The sequence below is a fragment of the Bradyrhizobium sp. JYMT SZCCT0180 genome (assembly GCF_018130165.1).
In the GTDB taxonomy this organism is placed as follows: domain Bacteria; phylum Pseudomonadota; class Alphaproteobacteria; order Rhizobiales; family Xanthobacteraceae; genus Bradyrhizobium.
Window position 1 is genome coordinate 22,342 of the sequence record NZ_JAFCLZ010000016.1, and the last position, 18,053, is coordinate 40,394.

18 protein-coding genes are annotated in these 18,053 nt (G+C 64.1%); 5 read left to right on the forward strand and 13 right to left on the reverse strand.

Annotated elements, in window-relative coordinates; all coding sequences use genetic code 11:
- Window positions 1-88 precede the first annotated feature (88 nt).
- The 4 genes from prmC to JQ641_RS23180 all read right to left on the reverse strand — a co-directional run bounded on the left by prmC (window position 89) and on the right by JQ641_RS23180 (window position 6,279).
- Window positions 89-973 carry a peptide chain release factor N(5)-glutamine methyltransferase gene (gene prmC / locus JQ641_RS23165; RefSeq protein ID WP_211998218.1) on the reverse strand — a complete coding sequence of 295 codons (885 nt, stop codon included), beginning with the start codon at window positions 971-973 and terminating at the stop codon, window positions 89-91.
- Window positions 974-1,169: 196 nt separating this feature from the next.
- Window positions 1,170-2,249 (reverse strand): peptide chain release factor 1, encoded by a 1,080-nt coding sequence (prfA, locus tag JQ641_RS23170; RefSeq protein WP_211998219.1) that lies wholly within the window; start codon window positions 2,247-2,249, stop codon window positions 1,170-1,172.
- 53 nt (window positions 2,250-2,302) lie between these two features.
- A complete protein-coding gene (ptsP, locus tag JQ641_RS23175; RefSeq protein WP_211998220.1) occupies window positions 2,303-4,570 on the reverse strand; it encodes a phosphoenolpyruvate--protein phosphotransferase in 2,268 nt (755 codons plus the stop codon).
- 455 nt (window positions 4,571-5,025) lie between these two features.
- Window positions 5,026-6,279, reverse strand: coding sequence for an aspartate kinase (locus JQ641_RS23180; protein ID WP_211998221.1), 1,254 nt, complete (start codon window positions 6,277-6,279; stop codon window positions 5,026-5,028).
- Window positions 6,280-6,478: 199 nt separating this feature from the next.
- Here JQ641_RS23180 and JQ641_RS23185 point away from each other — a divergent pair, with 199 nt between their 5' ends.
- From JQ641_RS23185 to JQ641_RS23195, 3 genes are all read left to right on the forward strand, one after another.
- Complete coding sequence (locus tag JQ641_RS23185) at window positions 6,479-6,958, forward strand: PH domain-containing protein (RefSeq protein WP_211998222.1); 480 nt, start codon at window positions 6,479-6,481, stop codon at window positions 6,956-6,958.
- 3 nt (window positions 6,959-6,961) lie between these two features.
- On the forward strand, window positions 6,962-7,720 hold the full coding sequence (gene ubiG, locus JQ641_RS23190) for a bifunctional 2-polyprenyl-6-hydroxyphenol methylase/3-demethylubiquinol 3-O-methyltransferase UbiG (RefSeq protein ID WP_211998223.1): 759 nt from the start codon (window positions 6,962-6,964) through the stop codon (window positions 7,718-7,720).
- A 231-nt stretch (window positions 7,721-7,951) separates the two neighbouring features.
- Complete coding sequence (locus tag JQ641_RS23195; protein ID WP_211998224.1) at window positions 7,952-8,851, forward strand: EamA family transporter; 900 nt, start codon at window positions 7,952-7,954, stop codon at window positions 8,849-8,851.
- 102 nt (window positions 8,852-8,953) lie between these two features.
- On the opposite strand, the gene JQ641_RS23200 is transcribed toward JQ641_RS23195, so the two are convergent.
- The 5 genes from JQ641_RS23200 to JQ641_RS23220 form a co-directional block, all read right to left on the reverse strand.
- Complete coding sequence (locus JQ641_RS23200; RefSeq protein WP_211998225.1) at window positions 8,954-9,433, reverse strand: DUF1178 family protein; 480 nt, start codon at window positions 9,431-9,433, stop codon at window positions 8,954-8,956.
- Window positions 9,430-10,308: a carbon-nitrogen hydrolase family protein gene (locus JQ641_RS23205; protein ID WP_211998226.1), complete on the reverse strand. Its 879-nt coding sequence runs from the start codon at window positions 10,306-10,308 to the stop codon at window positions 9,430-9,432. Before JQ641_RS23205 ends, JQ641_RS23200 begins: the two co-directional genes overlap by 4 nt.
- Window positions 10,305-10,580: a glutaredoxin 3 gene (grxC, locus tag JQ641_RS23210; protein ID WP_211998227.1), complete on the reverse strand. Its 276-nt coding sequence runs from the start codon at window positions 10,578-10,580 to the stop codon at window positions 10,305-10,307. Before grxC ends, JQ641_RS23205 begins: the two co-directional genes overlap by 4 nt.
- 44 nt (window positions 10,581-10,624) lie before the next feature.
- Window positions 10,625-11,434, reverse strand: a complete 810-nt coding sequence (locus JQ641_RS23215) for a ComF family protein (protein WP_211998228.1) — start codon at window positions 11,432-11,434, stop codon at window positions 10,625-10,627.
- Between the two features lie 139 nt (window positions 11,435-11,573).
- Window positions 11,574-12,413, reverse strand: a complete 840-nt coding sequence (locus JQ641_RS23220) for a hypothetical protein (protein WP_211998229.1) — start codon at window positions 12,411-12,413, stop codon at window positions 11,574-11,576.
- A 217-nt stretch (window positions 12,414-12,630) separates the two neighbouring features.
- Here JQ641_RS23220 and JQ641_RS23225 point away from each other — a divergent pair, with 217 nt between their 5' ends.
- Entirely contained in the window at window positions 12,631-13,473 is an 843-nt protein-coding gene (locus tag JQ641_RS23225) for a methyltransferase domain-containing protein (RefSeq protein WP_211998230.1), read from the forward strand.
- Between the two features lie 92 nt (window positions 13,474-13,565).
- Here JQ641_RS23225 and JQ641_RS23230 read toward each other — a convergent pair whose 3' ends face one another.
- From JQ641_RS23230 to JQ641_RS23240, 3 genes are all read right to left on the reverse strand, one after another.
- Entirely contained in the window at window positions 13,566-14,033 is a 468-nt protein-coding gene (locus tag JQ641_RS23230; RefSeq protein WP_211998231.1) for a carboxymuconolactone decarboxylase family protein, read from the reverse strand.
- Between the two features lie 31 nt (window positions 14,034-14,064).
- Window positions 14,065-14,586, reverse strand: a complete 522-nt coding sequence (locus tag JQ641_RS23235; protein ID WP_211998232.1) for a YkgB family protein — start codon at window positions 14,584-14,586, stop codon at window positions 14,065-14,067.
- Window positions 14,587-14,650: 64 nt separating this feature from the next.
- Complete coding sequence (locus tag JQ641_RS23240) at window positions 14,651-15,472, reverse strand: SDR family NAD(P)-dependent oxidoreductase (RefSeq protein ID WP_211998233.1); 822 nt, start codon at window positions 15,470-15,472, stop codon at window positions 14,651-14,653.
- Window positions 15,473-15,596: 124 nt separating this feature from the next.
- Between JQ641_RS23240 and JQ641_RS23245 the strand changes: the two genes are divergently transcribed.
- Complete coding sequence (locus JQ641_RS23245) at window positions 15,597-16,535, forward strand: LysR family transcriptional regulator (protein ID WP_211998234.1); 939 nt, start codon at window positions 15,597-15,599, stop codon at window positions 16,533-16,535.
- 193 nt (window positions 16,536-16,728) lie between these two features.
- On the opposite strand, the gene JQ641_RS23250 is transcribed toward JQ641_RS23245, so the two are convergent.
- The gene (locus JQ641_RS23250; RefSeq protein ID WP_249150626.1) at window positions 16,729-18,006 is read right to left on the reverse strand and encodes a glycoside hydrolase family 130 protein; all 1,278 of its coding nucleotides are present in this window, start codon (window positions 18,004-18,006) and stop codon (window positions 16,729-16,731) included.
- Window positions 18,007-18,053 lie beyond the last annotated feature (47 nt).

Genomic DNA, 18,053 nt, shown 5'->3' on the forward strand with positions numbered 1-18,053 from the left:
GGGCGGCAACCCTGGACCGATGTTGTGAGCGGAACGTAGTCGCTCCCGGGCAATATTCCAAGCGGTTTTTTTGCGTTCCAATAGGGCCTTATCGGGGCATTTTGCCGCCCGCGACCGCCCTCGGAATGCCCGCCAGATCGGCTTTGGGGGTGCCTGCCGGGATCAGCCCCGCCGCCGCCATCAAGGCCTGGATTTGCCCGCTTTGGCCCTCCCCGGCCTCCACGACCAGGGCCGCGCCCGGCGCCAGGAGCGGCGCGGCCTGCGGGATCAGCGCGCGGTAGGCATCCAGCCCGTCGGCGCCGCCATCGAGCGCCGCCAGCGGGTCGTATTCCCGGACATCGATGGCAAGACCGGCGATATCCACCGAGCGGATATAGGGCGGGTTCGACACGATCAGGTCGAACGACCCGGTCAATCCGGACGCGTAATCGCAGGCGATGAACGTCGTCCGTTCAGATAGCCCTGCCGACGCGGCATTCGCATCGGCGGTCTGCAGGGCGGCTGACGAAATGTCGGTGCCGAACCCATGCGCGTTCGGCAGCTCCGACAACAACGCCAGCAAGATCGCCCCGGAGCCGGTGCCGAGGTCGGCGATCCGCAATTTGCGGCTGAGCGAACCGCCGGCACGCAATAATTGCAGCGCCAGCTCGACCACCGTCTCGGTGTCGGGCCGCGGCACCAGCGTTGCTGCCGAAAGTTTTAGCGGCAGCCCCCAAAATTCCTTGTGGCCGACAATACGCGCGACCGGTTCGCCTTGCAGGCGGCGATGCGCGAAATCTTCCAGCCGCAGCGATTCGTCGGTCGTAACTTGCCGATGCGCGGCCGTGATCAGGCCGGTCAGATCAAGGCCAAGCACTTCCCCGACGAGCAGCCGCGCATCAAGGTCCGCGGATTCGATCGCATTGGATTTGAAGCGTGCAGTGAGCGCACGCCGCGCGGTCTCGACGGTTTGTCCGGCGAAAGATTCGGTCATGCGGTATCCTCGCGCAAAACCATCCACACGTCGTCCCTGCGAACGCAGGGACCCATACGCCGCGGCCTCTCGATGTGGGCGGTGGACGTAGACATCTCGCGCAACAACGAACGCCTGTGGTTATGGGTCCCTGCGTTCGCAGGGACGACACGGAGATTGTTGGGACGCCGCGGCCATAACCGGGACGACGAAGCGCTCACGCCGCGGCGCCCTGGGCGGCGAGTTGCGCGGCCTGATGCTCGGTCGTCAGCGCGTCGATCAGTTCGCCCAGCGCTTCGCCCGCGATCACCTGCGGCAATTTATAGAGCGTCAGGTTGATGCGGTGATCGGTGACGCGGCCTTGCGGAAAATTATAGGTGCGGATGCGCTCGGAGCGGTCACCCGAGCCGACCTTTTCGCGGCGGTCGGCCGCGCGGGTCGCATTGATGCGCTGCTGTTCAGCGTCATAGATGCGCGAGCGCAGGATGTTCATCGCCGAGGCGCGGTTCTTATGCTGCGAGCGGCTGTCCTGCATCATGACCACGATGCCGGTCGGGATGTGGGTGATGCGGATCGCCGACTCGGTCTTGTTGACGTGCTGGCCACCGGCGCCCTGTGCGCGCATGGTCTCTATCCGCAAGTCCTCGTTCTTGATGTCGACATCGACATCCTCGACCTCGGGCAAGACCGCAACGGTTGCCGCCGAGGTGTGAATGCGGCCCTGCGTTTCGGTGTCGGGCACGCGTTGCACGCGGTGCGCGCCGGATTCAAATTTCAGTTTGGCGAACGCGCCGCGGCCCTGCACTTCGGCGATGATTTCCTTGTAGCCGCCCATGGTGCCCTCGCTGGCGGAGATCACCTCGACCTTCCAGCCCTGCAGCGCGGCAAAGCGCTCATACATCCGGAACAGGTCGCCGGCGAACAGTGACGCCTCGTCGCCGCCGGTGCCGGCGCGGATTTCCAGCATCACGTTGCGGTCGTCCATCGCGTCTTTCGGCAGCAGCGCGACGCGGATCTTCTGCTCGAGTTCGCCAACGCGCGCCTGCAGCGTTTCGAGCTCGGCTTCCGCCATGCCGCGCATATCAGGATCGGCGGCGGAATCCGCCAGCAACGTTTCGGTGTCGGTTATCTCGGCGCGTGCCGCGCGATAGGCCTTGACGGCATCGATCAGCGGATTGAGCTCGGCGAGTTCGCGCGTGATCTGGACGTATTTCTCCGAGCTCAATTGGCCGAGCAGCTCCGCCTCGAGCGAAGCGTGATGGGCGAGCAGGATATCGAGTTTGGCTTCGGGTAACATGTCGGAGTTCTCAATGGCGAAAAGGGAAGGGGCGTTGCGGGGGCAGAGCCTCGCTACAACGACAACCCTTCGGCTTCCGCGAATTCCGTCAGCTTCTGTCGGATCGAGACGCTGCCGGCCGGCGCATCAAGCAGCGGCATCATGACGGCCTCGGCCTTTTTGGCATCGAGATCGAGGATCAGCGCTTTTACCGGGCCATGCGCGGTCGCCGACAGCGACAGCGAGCGGTAACCAAGCGCGATCAGCGCCAGCGCGCCGAGCGGTTTCGACGCCATCTCGCCGCACAGCGAGGCGCTTTTCTTTGCCGCGTCGGCCTTGCGCACGATGTCGCGCAAGGCCCGCAAGATCGGCGCCGACATGGTGTCGAAGCGCTCGGAGACCTTGGCATTGCCGCGGTCGACCGCGAACATGAACTGGAACAGGTCGTTTGATCCGATCGAGATGAAATCGACCTTCTTCAGCAGTTCGTCCATCTGGTAAAGCAGCGCCGGCACTTCGACCATGGTGCCGACGTCGATGCGTTCGGGCAGCGCGTGGCCGTGCTGACGCAGATAGGTCAGCTCGCGCTCGACGATGGCCTTGGCCTGATCGAACTCGGCGACTTCCGAAATCATCGGGAACATGATCTTCAGCGCGCGGCCGCCGCCGGCGCGCAATAGCGCACGGATCTGGCCGCGCAACAGGCCGGGCCGGTCCAGCCCGAGCCGGATCGCGCGCCAGCCGAGCGCGGGATTTTCCTCGATCACGGTCTCCATATAGGGCAGCGCCTTGTCGCCGCCGATATCAAGCGTGCGGAACGTGACCGGTTTCGATCCGGCGGCGTCCAGCACGGTGCGATACAGCGCGAGCTGGTCGGAGGTGCGCGGCAGGCTCTGGCCGACCATGAATTGCAGCTCGGTGCGGAACAGGCCGATGCCCGCGCTGCCGGTGTCGTCGATATGCGGCAGGTCGATGACGAGGCCGGCATTGATCATCAGCTCGATCTTCTGGCCGTCCCTGGTCACGCAGGGCTTGTCGCGCAGCGCCGAATACTGCGCCTGCCGCCGCGCGCGGAATCTTACCCGCTCGGCATAGGCCGATTCGATCTCGGCCGAAGGGCGCACATAGATCGAGCCCGAGGTGCCATCGACGATGATGGCGTCGCCGGGATCGGCGAGCCCCGGCGCGTTGGGGATTTCGCCGACCGCGGGAATGCCGAGCGCGCGCGCCACGATCGAGACGTGGGAGTTGGCGGTGCCTTCCTCCAGCACCAGGCCGCGGAGGCGCTTGCGGTCATAGTCGAGCAGGGCGGCCGGGCCCATCGCGCGCGCGATCAGGATCGCATTGTCGGGCAGCTGTTCGCGTGACGGCGCGTGGTCCTGACCGACCAATTGCCGCATCAGGCGGTGGCCGAGGTCTTCGAGGTCGTGGAGGCGATCGCGCAAATAGGGATCGGTCGAACGCAGCATGCGCGCGCGGGTGTCGGACTGCACGCGCTCGACGGCGGCTTCCGCGGTGAGGCCGGTGGCGACCGCCTCGTGCAGCTTGTGCGACCAGCCATGGTCGTTGGCGAACATGCGGTAGGCTTCCAGCACCTCGCGGTGCTCGCCGCCCTCGGCGACGTCGCCGCGCTCCAGCATGCGGTCGAGATCGGCGCGCAGCTTGGTCAGCGCCGCGTCCAGCTTCTTGATTTCCTTCGGCAGGTCTTCGGCAATGTAATTGGTGATGACGACGCGCGGCTCGTGCAGCACGACGTGGCCGAGCGCGATGCCGTCGGACAGGATCGCGCCGGCCTTGTGCAGGGAATGCCGCGCCGCGGGTTCCGCGCCGGGCTGCGCCAGCGCCGCCAGCTCGCCGGAGGCGATCATCTCGGCGAGCACCATCGCGGTGGTCTGCAGCGCCTCGACCTCTTCCTCGACGTAAGTGCGCTTGGCGCGATTCTGCACCACCAGCACGCCGAGCGTGTTGCCGGCGCGCAGGATCGGCACGCCGAGGAACGAATGATAGATTTCTTCGCCGGTTTCCGGGCGGAACGAGAACGCCGGGTGGGTTTGCGCGTCGGACAGGTTGAGCGGGGTGGCCTCGCTGGAGACAAGGCCGACCAGGCCCTCATGCGCGCTCAGAACCGTTCTATGGACGGCGTCGCGGTTCAGACCCTCGGTGGCGTAGAGTTCGAGCGTGTTATCGACGCGCAGCACGTAGGTCGAGCACACCTCGGCCACCATGTTGGCCGCGATCAGGACCACGATCTTGTCCAGCCGCTCCTGGGCGGAGACCTGCTCCGCCATGGTTTCGCGGAGCCGTCTCAACAAGACGCGGGGGCCTCCCGACGTGCTCCGCATCTGCCAAAATCCTCCCCCGCGAGGCCAGCAACCCGGATGGCCGGGTGCTGGCGTGAAACTCAACAATAGCAACAATTTTATTCATTCGGCGCCGCCGCAAGCTGCCACCAAAACCATCGTTCCCGGCCGAATCGGGATCGCCAAACTGTGGCACAGTTTGCGGCAGACCACCTGTCAGGCCGTATAGCCAATCGAGGCTTGCTTTGCCAAGCAAAACGCCTGCCAGTAGCAATAACGTCTGTGTCAGGCCAATGCTGCGGGCGCTAAGAGAAAATCTAACTCTCGGTACCGGCTGCCTGGGCTGCTCGTTCCGCGCTCGGCTACGGCAAGCGCCCTCCGTCGTCATTCAGGGGCGCGCCGATTGGCGCGAGCCCGGAATCCATTGGGCTGCGGACTTTGCGGTGAAATGGATTCCGGGCTCGTGCTGCGCACGCCCCGGAATGACGGAGAATTACCTAACCCTGGTCGAGCCCATAGAGCGTGTGCAGCGTGCGCACCGCAAGCTCGGTATAGGCGGCGTCGATCAGCACCGAGAACTTGATCTCGGAGGTGGTGATGGCGCGGATATTGATGTTTCGCGCGGCAAGTGCGGTGAACGCCTGAGCGGCGACGCCGGCATGGCTGCGCATGCCGCTGCCGATCACCGACACCTTGGCGACGTCAGTGGCACTGTCCAGCCGCTTGTAGCCGATCTTGTCCTTGGCCGCGGCGATGGTGTCCCTGGCGCGGGTATAGTCGGAGGCCGGCACGGTGAAGGTCAGGTCGGTGGTCTTGCCGTCCTCGGAGACGTTCTGCACGATCATGTCGACATTGATGTTGGCGTCCGCGAGCGGTCCGAAGATCGCGGCGGCAACGCCCGGCTTGTCCTCGATCTGGCGCACGGAAATCTGGGCTTCGTCCTTGGAGAAGGCGATGCCGGTGACGACGTGGTTTTCCATGATTTCCTCCTCGCTGCAGATCAGCGTGCCCGGCGGCGTGGCGTGCGGGTCGATATCCTCGGGCTTGTCGAAGCTGGAACGGACGAAAACCGGCATACTATGCACCATGCCGAGTTCCACCGAGCGCACCTGCAGGACCTTGGCGCCCTGGGAGGCCAGTTCCAGCATGTCCTCGAAGGCGATCTTGTCGAGCCGCCGCGCCTTGGGAACCACGCGCGGGTCGGTGGTGTAGACGCCGTCGACGTCGGTGTAGATGTCGCAGCGGTCGGCATGAATGGCGGCCGCGATCGCCACCGCCGAAGTGTCCGAACCGCCGCGCCCCAGCGTGGTGATTCGGCCCGTCTGCGGATTGATGCCCTGGAAGCCGGCGATGACGGCGACTTCCTTGCGGTCCTTGAAACGGTTGATGATCTCGGTGCCGTCGATTTCGAGGATCCGCGCCGAGGCGTGTGCGTCCGAGGTCCGGATCGGGATTTGCCAGCCCTGCCAGGAGCGGGCCTGAATGCCGATCGCCTGCAACGCGATCGCCAGCAGTCCGGACGTGACCTGTTCGCCGGACGCTACCACCGCGTCATATTCGCGGGCGTCGTGCATCGGCGAGGCGTCGCGGCACCAGTCCACCAGCTCGTTGGTCTTGCCGGACATCGCCGACACCACCACGGCGACGTCGTGCCCCGCATCGACTTCGCGCTTGACGTGACGCGCGACGTTGCGGATTCGGTCGATATTGGCGACGGATGTACCGCCGAATTTCATCACGAGGCGGCCCATGACGACGCGTGCATTCCCTGTGAGGATAAGTATGGTGGCCCGCACGAAAATGGAGCGTCCGGGCCGAAAGCGGCGTATACATAGCGGCGCGTCCCGGGGCAAGCATCCGGGTGCATTTTCGGTCTAAAATGGCGCAAAATGCTGTGGTAGCGGGTTAATTCAGGTCGGGCGCATTTAGGTCAGGTGCAAGGTTAGGTGAATGGGGCGTTATATCGACGATATCCTGCAGCCCGGCGAGAAGGTGCTGTATTCCACCAATGCACACTGGATCTTCTTCCTGCCGGCGATCGTGCTCTGGGCCGCGGCACTGGCGCTCTTCGTGGGCTCGGGCATGATCCCGGCGGGGCCCATGGTTTTGGTCCTCTGGTCGCTGGCGGCGATCGTGGCCCTTGCCGCGTTGTACAAGACGGCGACCGCCTGGTTCCATCGCTGGACCACCGAAACCGACGTCACCAATTTCCGTGTCATCCACAAGACCGGCTTTGTTCAGCGGCAAACCTTTGAGATGAGCGTGGACAAGGTCGAGAGCGTTGACGTCAACCAGAGCATCCTCGGCCGCATCCTCAACTACGGCGACGTGACGGTGCTGGGGGTCGGCGAGGGTGGCAAGACCCTCGACACCATTTCTTCGCCGTTGGCATTTCGCAATGCCATCACGGCACGACCGGCCGGCGCGTAAATCATGGCCATGCAAACAAATCACGCCGGCGCATCGGGAAGCACGGTCGATCCGGCCGAAGTCGCGAAATTCTCGAAACTGTCGGACGAGTGGTGGGACCCCAAGGGCAAGATGGCCCCGCTGCACAAGATCAATCCGCTGCGGCTGACCTATATCCGCGACGCCGCCTGCCGCAAGTTCGAGCGTAACGTCAAAAGCCTGAATTGCCTCGGCGGCCTGCGCATCCTCGATATCGGCTGCGGCGCCGGCCTCTTGTGCGAGCCGTTCACGCGGCTGGGCGCGCAGGTGATCGGGATCGATCCTTCCGCGACTAACATCGCCGCCGCCAAGCTGCACGCCGACAAGGGTCATCTGTCGATCGATTACCGCTGCACCACGGCCGAGGAGATGGACGTGCGCGAGCGCTTCGACATCGTGCTGGCGATGGAAGTGGTCGAGCACGTCACTGACGTCGGCGTCTTCCTCGACCGCTGCGCGGCGATGCTCAAGCCGGGCGGGATGATGGTGCTCTCGACACTGAACCGCAACTGGAAGAGCTTTGCGCTGGCGATCGTCGGCGCCGAATATGTGCTGCGCTGGCTGCCGCGCGGCACCCATGAGTGGAACAAGTTCGTCACCCCCGACGAACTCGCCCAGCATCTGGCCAACAACCGGCTCGCCATCACCGAACAGGCCGGCGTGGTCTACAACCCGCTCGCCGACAAATGGAGCATCTCGTCCGACATGGACGTGAACTACATGGTGGTCGCGGAGGAGATGTAGTCTGCTTTCTTACCTCGCCCCGCTTGCGGGGAGAGGTCGGATCGCACTTGCGATCCGGGTGAGGGGGTACAGGTCTAACGATACATCGCACTCGGGGTGAGAGCCCCTCACCCCAACCCTCTCCCCGTAAGAACGGGGCGAGGGAGCAAATCGCAATCCTGTCATGCGCCGTTTCGGTTGACCGCGTGCGCCGCGACCGGCACGGTGCGGCACCCTTCCGACGGTATCCCCATGTTCACGGTCGCCTCGCTCTGGATTCCCTTCACCCTCATTGCTGCGCTCGGCCAGGTCGCGCGCAATGCGATGCAGCGGTCGTTGACGGGGCCGCTCGGGACCTGGGGCGCGACCAATATCCGTTTCCTGTTCGGCTTCCCGTTTTCGATCGTCTTCTTTGCGGTCGTCGTGACCGTCACCGGCGACCATATCTCGTGGCCGACGGCGGCGTTCTGGCCCTGGCTGCTGCTCGGCGCGCTGAGCCAGATCGTCGGCACCGGCATGATGCTGCTCGCGATGAACGACCGCTCGTTCGTGGTGACCACGGCGTACCTGAAAACCGAGGCGATCCAGACCGCGATCTTCGGCTTCATCTTTCTGGCCGATCATCTGACGGTGCTGAAGGTGGTCGCGATCCTGATTGCGACCGCCGGTGTCGTCATCGCGGCGCTGCGGCCGGCTGGGGGCAAGGGTTTTGCGGATCTGAAGCCGACGCTGCTCGGCCTTGGCGCCGCGGCGGCGTTCGCGCTGTCGGCGGTCGGCTTTCGCGGTGCCGTCATTGCGGTGCCCGGCGTTTCCTTCGTGACGGCGGCGTCCTACACGCTGGTGTTCGGCCTGTTCGTGCAGACGCTGGTGCTGTCGGTCTATCTGCTGTTCCGCGCGCCCGACGTGCTCCGGAAAATCCTGGGCTTATGGAGGCCCTCGATGCTGGCGGGCTTCATGGGCGCGTTTGCCTCGCAGTTCTGGTTCCTGGCGTTCGCGCTGACGGCGGCCGCCAATGTCCGCACGCTGGCGCTGGTCGAGGTGCTGTTCGCTCAGGCCGTGGCGTATTATTCGTTCAAGCAGCCGCTGTCGGCGCGGGAATTGGCCGGGATCGTATTGATCGTGGCGGGTGTGGCGCTGCTGGTGGCGGCGTAATTCCAGCTTCGTAGGGTGGGCAAAGGCGCGCTTGCGCCGTGCCCACCATCCTCGTCGCGCAAGAAGCGGTGGGCACGCTTCGCTTTGCCCACCCTACGGAATCTAATTCCTATCGTCCGGCAGCACCGGCAGCGGCGAGACCTCGACGCCCTCGTCGATCAGGGCGCGGGCTTCGTCGGGCGACGCCTCGCCATAGATCGGGCGGTGCTCGATATCGCCGTAATGCATCTTGCGCGCTTCGTTGGGAAAGCGCTCGCCGACATTGTCGGCGTTCTTGGTGATGTGGTCGCGCAGTTCCTTGATCTTGGCGCGCAGCTCGAGCTCCTGCGCCATCAACAGCGGCGTGGCCTCGGTTGGCGTCCCTTCCGTGCTCGCGATTTCCGCAGCGGGCACCCGACGCGAATCTTCACGGCCCTTCTTGCTGACGACCTGCGGAGCCATGATGGCGCGCTCGACCTTGACCGAGCCGCAGGACGGGCAGCTCACCAGCCTGCGCTTCTCCTGGCTCTCATAGGCCGTTGAGCTTTGAAACCAGCTTTCGAAAGCATGGCCCCGCTCGCAGCGCAGGTTGTAGCGGATCATGCCGAGCCCCGGACCAGGTGCAGATGTTCCGGGCCGGCCTTGGGATCGGCGATGCCGAAGCGCCGCCCGTGCTGCAGCGACGGCACGGTTTTTCGCGCGGTCTCGACCTTGGACGGATCGATCTCGGCGAGGAACACGCCGGGCTCGACGCCGCCCTCGGCGAGGATCTCGCCCCAGGGCGCGACGATCAGCGAATGCCCATAGGTCTCGCGCTTGTTCTCATGCATGCCGCATTGCGCGGCGGCGAACACGAAGCAGCCGGTTTCGATGGCGCGGGCGCGCAGCAGGATATGCCAATGCGCCTCGCCGGTCTTTCTGGTGAAGGCCGACGGCACGGTGAGGAACGACGCGCCGCTTTCGGCGAGTGCACGGTAGAGCGCCGGAAAGCGCACGTCGTAGCAGATCGTGAGCCCGATCCGGCCCCACGGCAGGTCCGAGATCACGGCGGTTTCGCCCGGCTGGTAGTTGGCGGACTCGCGATAGCTCTCGCCGCCGGGCAGGTCGATGTCGAACATATGGATCTTGTCGTAGCTGGCGAGCAGATTGCCGTCGGGCCCGATCAGGAACGAACGGTTGACCGCGCGCTCCGGCGAGAAGCGCAGCGCCAATGAGCCGACATGCAGATGGATCTTCAGCTCCGCCGCCAGCGCGCGATACGCCTTCAGCGTCTTGTCGTCCTCTTCGCTCGCCAGATGCTCGAACAGCGCCTTGCGGTTCAGCTGCATCATGTTGCTCACCTCGGGGGTTTGCACATAATCAGCGCCCTGCGCCACCGCTTCGCGGATCAGCTTCATGCCCTGCTCGAGGCTCGGCTCCGGCAGCAGGGAGGTGCGCATCTGCACCATCGCGGCGGTGAAGGTCGTGGCAGCGCTCATGACGAGGCCTTTTCTCCCGCCAGCAACGCATCGAGCCTGCCCGCGCGGTCCAGCGCGTAAAGCTCGTCGCAGCCACCGACATGGGTTGCGCCGATGAAGATCTGCGGAAACGTCGAGCCGGCGCCGGCCCGATCGTACATCTGTTCGCGATAGGAAGGGTCGTTGGATACGCTGAGTTCGGTAAACGCGGCATTCTTGCGCGTCAGCAGCGATTTGGCCGCGGTGCAGTAACCGCAGCCCGGGCGGGTGTAGATTTCAACGGCAGCGGTCATGGAGCGCTCTGGTTCGCAAGTTCCGGGAATGGCAAGTCTTTGAATTATATGGGAGCCCGGTGGGTGTCCACAACCCGCGCGAATACCAGCACGTCGACCTGCGCGGCCTTGGCGCGCAATAAGGCACGGGCGCAGGCGTCGGTGGTGGCGCCTGATGTCAGGACGTCGTCGATCAGGACCACGCGGCGGCCCTGGATGTCGGTGCTGCGGTCAGGGGCTACCTTGAACGCGCCCTGCACATTGCGGGCGCGCTGCGGGCGCGACAGCCCGATCTGCTGTTCGGTCGCCCGAACCCGCCGGAGCGCCTCGGAGGCCAGTTTCACCCCGGTTTGGCGCGAAATCACCCGCGCCAGCGCGCCGGACTGGTTGTAACGGCGGCTCCAGCCGCGTCGCCAATGCAGGGGAACCGGGACCAGCACGTCGGCTTCACCGAGCAATTCCTGGCCGGCGCGGGCCATCCAGCGGCCCATCGCGGGCGCCAGATCGGTGCGGTCCTGGTACTTCAGCGAATGAACCAGCGTGCGCGCGACATCGTCGTAGCGCACGGCGGCGCGGGCGCGCTGGTAGGCCGGTGGATTGGCGATCGCCTCCATCGACAGCAGATCGGGCCCGGGGTCGTAGACAAAGGGAATGCCGAGCCGCGGGCAGTAGGGCGGTTCGATGAACGACAATTTGGCCCAGCATTGCGCGCAGACGCCCTCGCCATCGACCGGCTCGCGGCAGGAAACGCACAGCGTCGGCAGCGCGATGTCGAGCGCCAGCCGCGGAATATGCGCGAACACGCCGCGCGCCGCGTTCAGCACGCCGCGCCAATGGGTGGAAATGGAGCGTGGTGGTGATGCCTCGGCGTCCATGGGGCGAGGCTAGCGCCAAGGCAGTACCATCGACAAGGCCTCCAGTCGTGATCGGCGACCTTGCGGACGATCGAGTCTCGTAACGTTCGGAAGCGGTAGCCCAGTGACGAGCCGCCGCTCCCGATACGCCGCTCGAGTCTCAGGTGATGTGATAGTGACTGAACTGATCGGTGGATGTCAGCCCGGCCATCGTGACACCGATGTCGGCACGCGTATCGCCGTCGGTATCGGCAAACACGTAGCCGTTCTGGCCATCCGTGATGAAAACATAGTCCACCGACTTCAACATGTAATTGGCCATGTTGAGCGCAGCGTCGAACCCGCGGCCCGATATGTAGGTTTCGTCGTAATTCGACGCGGTCGCATCGCCAGGCAACTCGAGATGAGCATGCGCGCGGTCGAAATGCGCGACGATGTCTTGCGCCCCGTCGACGGGATTGCTGTCGCCCCTGTTGATCACGAGCGTGTCCCAGCCACTGACGATGACCGTGTCCTGGCCCGCGCCGCCCCATACGGTATTGGTGCCGTAGTAGCCCGGCGTGGTGCCGTATCCGTAGTCCGTGATGATGTAGTCGTCGCCACGACCGCCAATGATCGTGTCATCGCCTCCACCGCCAATGATCGTATCGCGCGCCCAGCCGCCCCAGATGGTGTCGTTGCCATCCTGAAGGTTGCCCTCCGACGCCTGCTGGTGATCGCCGTAGATCGTCACGGGGTCTACCGAGTGGTAATAGCTGATGGTGTCGTTGCCGTTTCCACCCCTGACGGTGTCGTTGCCCCAGAACTCGAAGACGTTCGGCCGTGCACCACTTTCCGCGTAGATCTGGTCGTCGCCATTGCCGCCACTTATGTAGTCGACACCCATGCCGCCGTAGATGCGGTCGTTGCCACCGAAGCCGAAGATGCTGTCACCCTCGTCGGTCCCCAGGAGTTGCGAGCCGAAATATCTGTTAAAGCGTTCCAGTCCCAAAACTGCCATTGCCATTCTCCTTGAAATGAAGCTGCAAACTCCCTTGCAAGGAAGCCCAGCGGTCACCTTCACGTGAAGGCACGCTCCTTATGTGACCGGGATCAAGCGTGAGATGTGATCTGCACCACAGAAGACGGCGTTGGGGATGCGACAAGGGAGCGTGGTGGTGATGTCTCGGCGCCGGCACCGGATTGCCAGAGGCGCGCCAATCAGCGTACCAACCGCCATGGCTCAAAACCCGACCACCGCACCCATCCTGTTCGACCGCGCGCTGTTGCGCGCGCGGCAGGGTCGTGCGCGCCGTGCTGGGCCGGCGACCTTCCTGCTCGATCGCGTCACCGAAGACCTCGAAGAGCGTTTGCAGGCGGTGACGCGGGAGTTTTCCGACGCCGCCGAAATCTGGACGCCGGGCGAATTGCTGCGCAAACCGGTCGCCGATCGTTTCAAATCCATCACCCGGGTCGAACCGGATGAAATGGAAACGTTGAGGCTCGCGCCGGAATCGCTCGATCTTGCGGTCTCTGCGCTGGCTCTTCAATTCGTCAACGATTTGCCCGGCGTGCTGGCGCAGATCAGGCGCGCGCTGCGGCCGGATGGATTGCTGCTGGCGGCGATGATCGGCGGCGATACGCTGACCGAACTCCGGCAATCCTTTGCGGCGGCGGAGGCCGAATGCGAGGGCGGGGTGTCGCCGCGCGTCGCACCCTTTGCCGATCTGCGCGATGTCGGCGCGCTGTTGCAGCGCGCGGGTTTCGCGCTGCCGGTCACCGACGTCGATCGCCTCATCGTGCGCTACGACAGCGCGTTGGCGCTGATGGCCGATCTGAGAAGGATGGGTGCGACCAATATTCTGGTCGAGCGCCGGCGGGTACCGACCCGCCGCGCCACGCTGCTGCGGATGGCAGAGATTTACGGCGAGCGCTTTGCCGATGCGGACGGCCGCATCCGCGCCACCTGCGACGTGATCTGGCTGTCCGGCTGGGCGCCGCATGAAAGCCAGCCCAAACCGTTGCGGCCGGGTTCGGCGAAAGCCAGCCTGGAAGCGGCGGTGAAGCGGGCGCCGAAGTAGGCCGTGCTTTGTCCCGCGTCCGCTGCCCCGCGGTAGCTCGAGCGGCGTTAGCCCGGCTTTCAGAGCCGTCGTCACGCCGCGCGGGGCCTGAACTATGCCGCCTTCAAACTCTCGAGCGCGGCCTGCGGCGTGTTGCGAAAGCTGATGGCGAGGCGGTTGTAGGCGTTCATCATGCCAATCGCGATCGTGAGGTCGACGAGCTCTCGCTCCTCGAACACGGCGCGGGCGGCCTGATAGGCCTGATCCGGCACCCCGGTATCGGCGACACGGGTCACGGTCTCGGCCCATGCCAGCGCGGCGCGTTCGCGCTCATCGAACAAATTGCCGGCTTCCGCCCAGGCCTGCAGCAGCGCGAGCTTCTCGATCTTCTGCCCCTTCTTGAGCAGGTCGCGGGTGTGCATGTCGAGGCAATAGGCGCAGTTGTTGATCTGGGAAATCCGCAAGTAGACCAGGTCGACCAGCACGGGTGAAAGGCCGCTCTGCATGACGTAGCCGTAGACGCCGCCCAGCGCTTTCACGCCTGCCGGTGCAACATGGTTGTAGTCCAATCGTTTGCTCATGTTCTTGCTCCATCTTGTCTGGAAAGGTTGCTCATTTGCGAATGACGGTTTTCAGCGAGTCGACGAACACCCAGAACGAGGCGGCGAACAGGCCGACATCTTTCAGGAGGAACTGGCCGGGCGCGACCGAGATCGCGGGGAAGCCGAGCTCCGGCACGACGACGCCGGGCGTCGAGATCATGAAGCTGAGGGTCGTGACGAAGAGTCCGGCCGAGAGAACGCCGCCGGCCGCGGAAAAGATCGGGCTCGCCAGTCTGAGGGCGATCAAGAGTCCGATGCTGAGTTCGACAAAACCGAGGAAGGTGGAGAAGCCGCGGACCGAAAGCAGGGCATAGAACCAGCCGACGAGCGGGCTGTTCTCCACCAGCGGCACCAGCCCGTTGGCCTCGTATTGCGTAAACTTCATCCCGCCGAACCAGGCGTAGATGACCGCGAGCGAGACGTAGAGGCCGGCGCGGCTGACCGGTTCGGCGTAGGTGAGCAGGTCTTCGGCATGATCGCGCCAGCTGGAGACAGCGCGTGGTGCCGTGAGCTGAGTTGCAATGTATGACATGGTGAACTCCGTTTTCAGGGTTGTGGTTTCAATTCGATGTTCGGCTGAACTTGTTGCGCGTCGCCTAGGCGCTGACGCGCTCGTGGTTGCGCAAATTGTAGCGGGGGGCCGGGATGGCGCTCGAAATCTTGTCCGACATCGCGCGGCGCGCCGCCTCATAACGATCCCATTCCGCCTGGTTGGGCAGCGACGGGATGGTCACGGTCTCGCCAAGGTCGAGGCCCGCGAGAGCAGCGTCGACCAGGTCGTTGGCCGACATCACGATCTGCTGCGGCAAATGATGAACCGGCATGCCGGCGACATCCCAGAATTCGGTGGCCGTGGCGCCCGGCAGAACCGCCTGCACGCGGACGCCCTTGTCGGCGAGCTCGTGAACCAGCGAGTGGTTGAACGCGAGCACGAATGCTTTCGTGCCGCCATAGACACCGTTCAGCACCTCCGGCGCGATCGCGACGATCGATGAAATGTTGATGATCGTGCCGTTGCCGCGGGCAACAAATCCCGGCGCCGCCGCATAGGTCAGGCGCGTCAGCGCGGTGACGTTCAGGCTGATCATGTCGTCCATCTTGTCGACGTCGGAGGAAACCAGCGGACCGGTGGCGCCGACGCCCGCATTATTGACCAGCATGGAGATGCCGGCGTTGGTCCGCAGGATGTCCCCGACGCGCTCAAGATCCGCAGCGACGGTGAGATCGGCTTCGACCGTCTCGACCTTGCGGCCGGTGTCGCCCGCGATCCGGCGCGCAAGGGCGGCGAGCCGATCCTTGTTGCGGGCCACCAGAATGAGGTCATGGCCGCGCTTCGCCAGCCGGTCGGCGTAGATTGCGCCGATGCCGGTTGATGCGCCGGTGATGAGGGCGATGCCTTTGGTTTGGATCGAGGTCATGTCGGTCTCCTGGAATTCGGGGTTGGGGGCAGTCCGTTGCTGTGTGTTCGTAACTAGACCCTTCCGAAAATGATGGGTATCTGGTAAATTCGAGAAAGACCCTTCCAAAAAATGGAAACATCCAATGGACCGCTTCGAAGCCATGTCGCTGGTGCTGGCGGTTGCCGAGGCCGGCAGTTTGTCGGCTGCGGCGCGCCGGCAGAAAACGCCGCTCGCAACGGTCAGCCGGAAAGTGTCCGAGCTCGAAGCGCACCTGCAGACCAAGCTGTTCAACCGCTCGAGCCGTGCGCTCGTGCCGACGGATGCGGGCCGCTCCTACATCGCCGCAGCGAAACGGATTCTCGCCGACGTGGCGGAAGCCGAACGCACGGCGTCCGGCGAATACACGACGCCGCGCGGAGACCTGATTGTGTCGTCGCCCTTTGCCTTTGGCCGGCTACATTTGGTGCCGGTGATGGCGGAGTTCGTGGCTGTCTTTCCGGAGGTGGACATTCAACTCGATTTGCAGGACCGGCCGGTCAATCTTGTTGAAGACCATGTCGACGTCGCGCTTCGGATCGGGACCCTCACCGACAGCAGCCTGATTGCGATCCGGATTGGAGAAATCCGCCGCGTGTTGTGCGCCAGTCCAGCGTATCTGAAATCGCGGGGGACGCCCAAATCCCCTGAAGACCTCTCCACACACGACTGCGTCAGCTTCCTGCCGTTCCACTCGTCAACCACATGGACGTTCAAACGGGACCAGACCGAATATGTGGTGCCGGTGCGGTCGCGTCTCGTCTTGAACAACCTTGAAGCGACCTGCGATGCCGCGCGCGCGGGTATGGGGATCGCCGCGGCATTCTCCTACCAACTTGCCGAATCGATCAAATCCGGAGAGCTCGTGCTGCTGCTGCAGGATTTTGAGCCGCCGCCGCTGCCTGTCAGCCTTGTGTACCCGCCCAACCGTTTCATGCCGGTCAAATTGCGGGCCTTCCTGGACTTCGCGCTGCCGCGCCTCAGAGCGCGCATTGGCGATCTGCCGAAACGTGCCGCACCGCGAGGGCGAGTTGGTTCTAATTGAGGAGCGGTTCAATCTTCGCTGCAGCGACCGCTTGGCCAATCCCGACGGCCGCATCCAGGCCGCCTTCAACGTGATCGGGCTGTCCGGCTGGGCGCCGCATGAAATCCAGACCGCTAGGCTCGGCGGAAGTCTCGAGGCAGCGGCAAAGCGGACGTCGAAACAGGTCTCTCGTACGAACAGCTTCTCCGCGCCATCAGGACATTGCCTGCAGCAGGGCTGCGATCTTGATGGTCGCAAAGTTGGAGTAGGTGTCGGATATGGCGTAGGGCAAAATGATCTGGTCATTGTGGCGCATCGCGCCGCAGGTATAGACCACGTTGGGAACATAGCCTTCGCGTTCTGACTGTTCGGGATGCAGCAACGGCTCGACCGAACGCGCCAGCACCTTGGACGGGTCTTTCTTGTCGAGCAGCGCCGCGCCGATCGAATATTTCCGGACCGGACCGACGCCGTGGGTGAGCAGCAGCCAGCCTTCATCCAGCTCGATCGGCGATCCGCAGTTTCCGATCTGCACGAACTCCCAGGGGAATTGTGGTTTCAGGATCGCCTGACCGCCGTCCCACTGATGCAGGTCATCCGAATAGATCAGATAGAGGTTCTCATTATCCTGACGCGCGATCATGGCGTACTTGCCGTCGATCTTGCGCGGGAATAGCGCCATGCCCTTGTTGTGGGCCGCGGTCCCCTGCAGCGGCGACATTCGAAATGACAGGAAGTCGCTGGTCTCGATCAACTCCGATCGTATCGCTCTGCCGGTATAGGCGGTGAAGGTAGCGTAGTAAGTCTTGTGGTCACCATCGCTGAATTCGACGAAACGCGCGTCTTCGATGCCCTGGGATTGGGATGCGGTAACCGGAAATATCACGCGTTCGCTGATATCCTGTTCCTCCTTGAAGGTGATCTCAACCTCTTCGCCTGATGGTCCGGATACGCGACGTCCGACCCGGGGACTGGAGGCCAGCCGCGCGGTCGGATCGACGGCCAGGCTGCCGTCGGCGGCGATGGTGCCGGTGCGAAATGTCAGTGAAGACACGTGGCCTTCGCCAACGGCCCGGAGGCTGAGCACGAAGCGGAGACCGCCGTTCGGCGCGCCTGACTGATCGGGGTGCGGGACGATGCTGGGATTGAACAGCGCCGAGGCTTCGAAGGAATATTCGTTCAGAAAATAAGCGCCGATCAATTGGCGCTGGACCTTGGAAAACGCGCCGTGAGCCGCCAGCGCCTGTTCCATGACGTCGGCACGGGCCTCGAACGTCTCCAGCAGGTTGCGATGCCGGCCCTGAAAGTTTTCCAGCACGTCGGCCAACAGATGAGCTGCGACCTTCGGGTCGAGTGCGAGAACGCGCTCGACGATATGGTTGGCGCGGGTCTTGTCGGTCGGGTTGAGGTCGCGTGGTTCAGTCGCGGGCTTGAACGGGCGTACGATCACGCGCGCGGGGTCAGGGCGCAGATAGAGCGCCTGCCGATTCATGAAGGAGGCTTGCGACAAGGTGTCCTCGGTTCGCTGGAGAGAAAAAT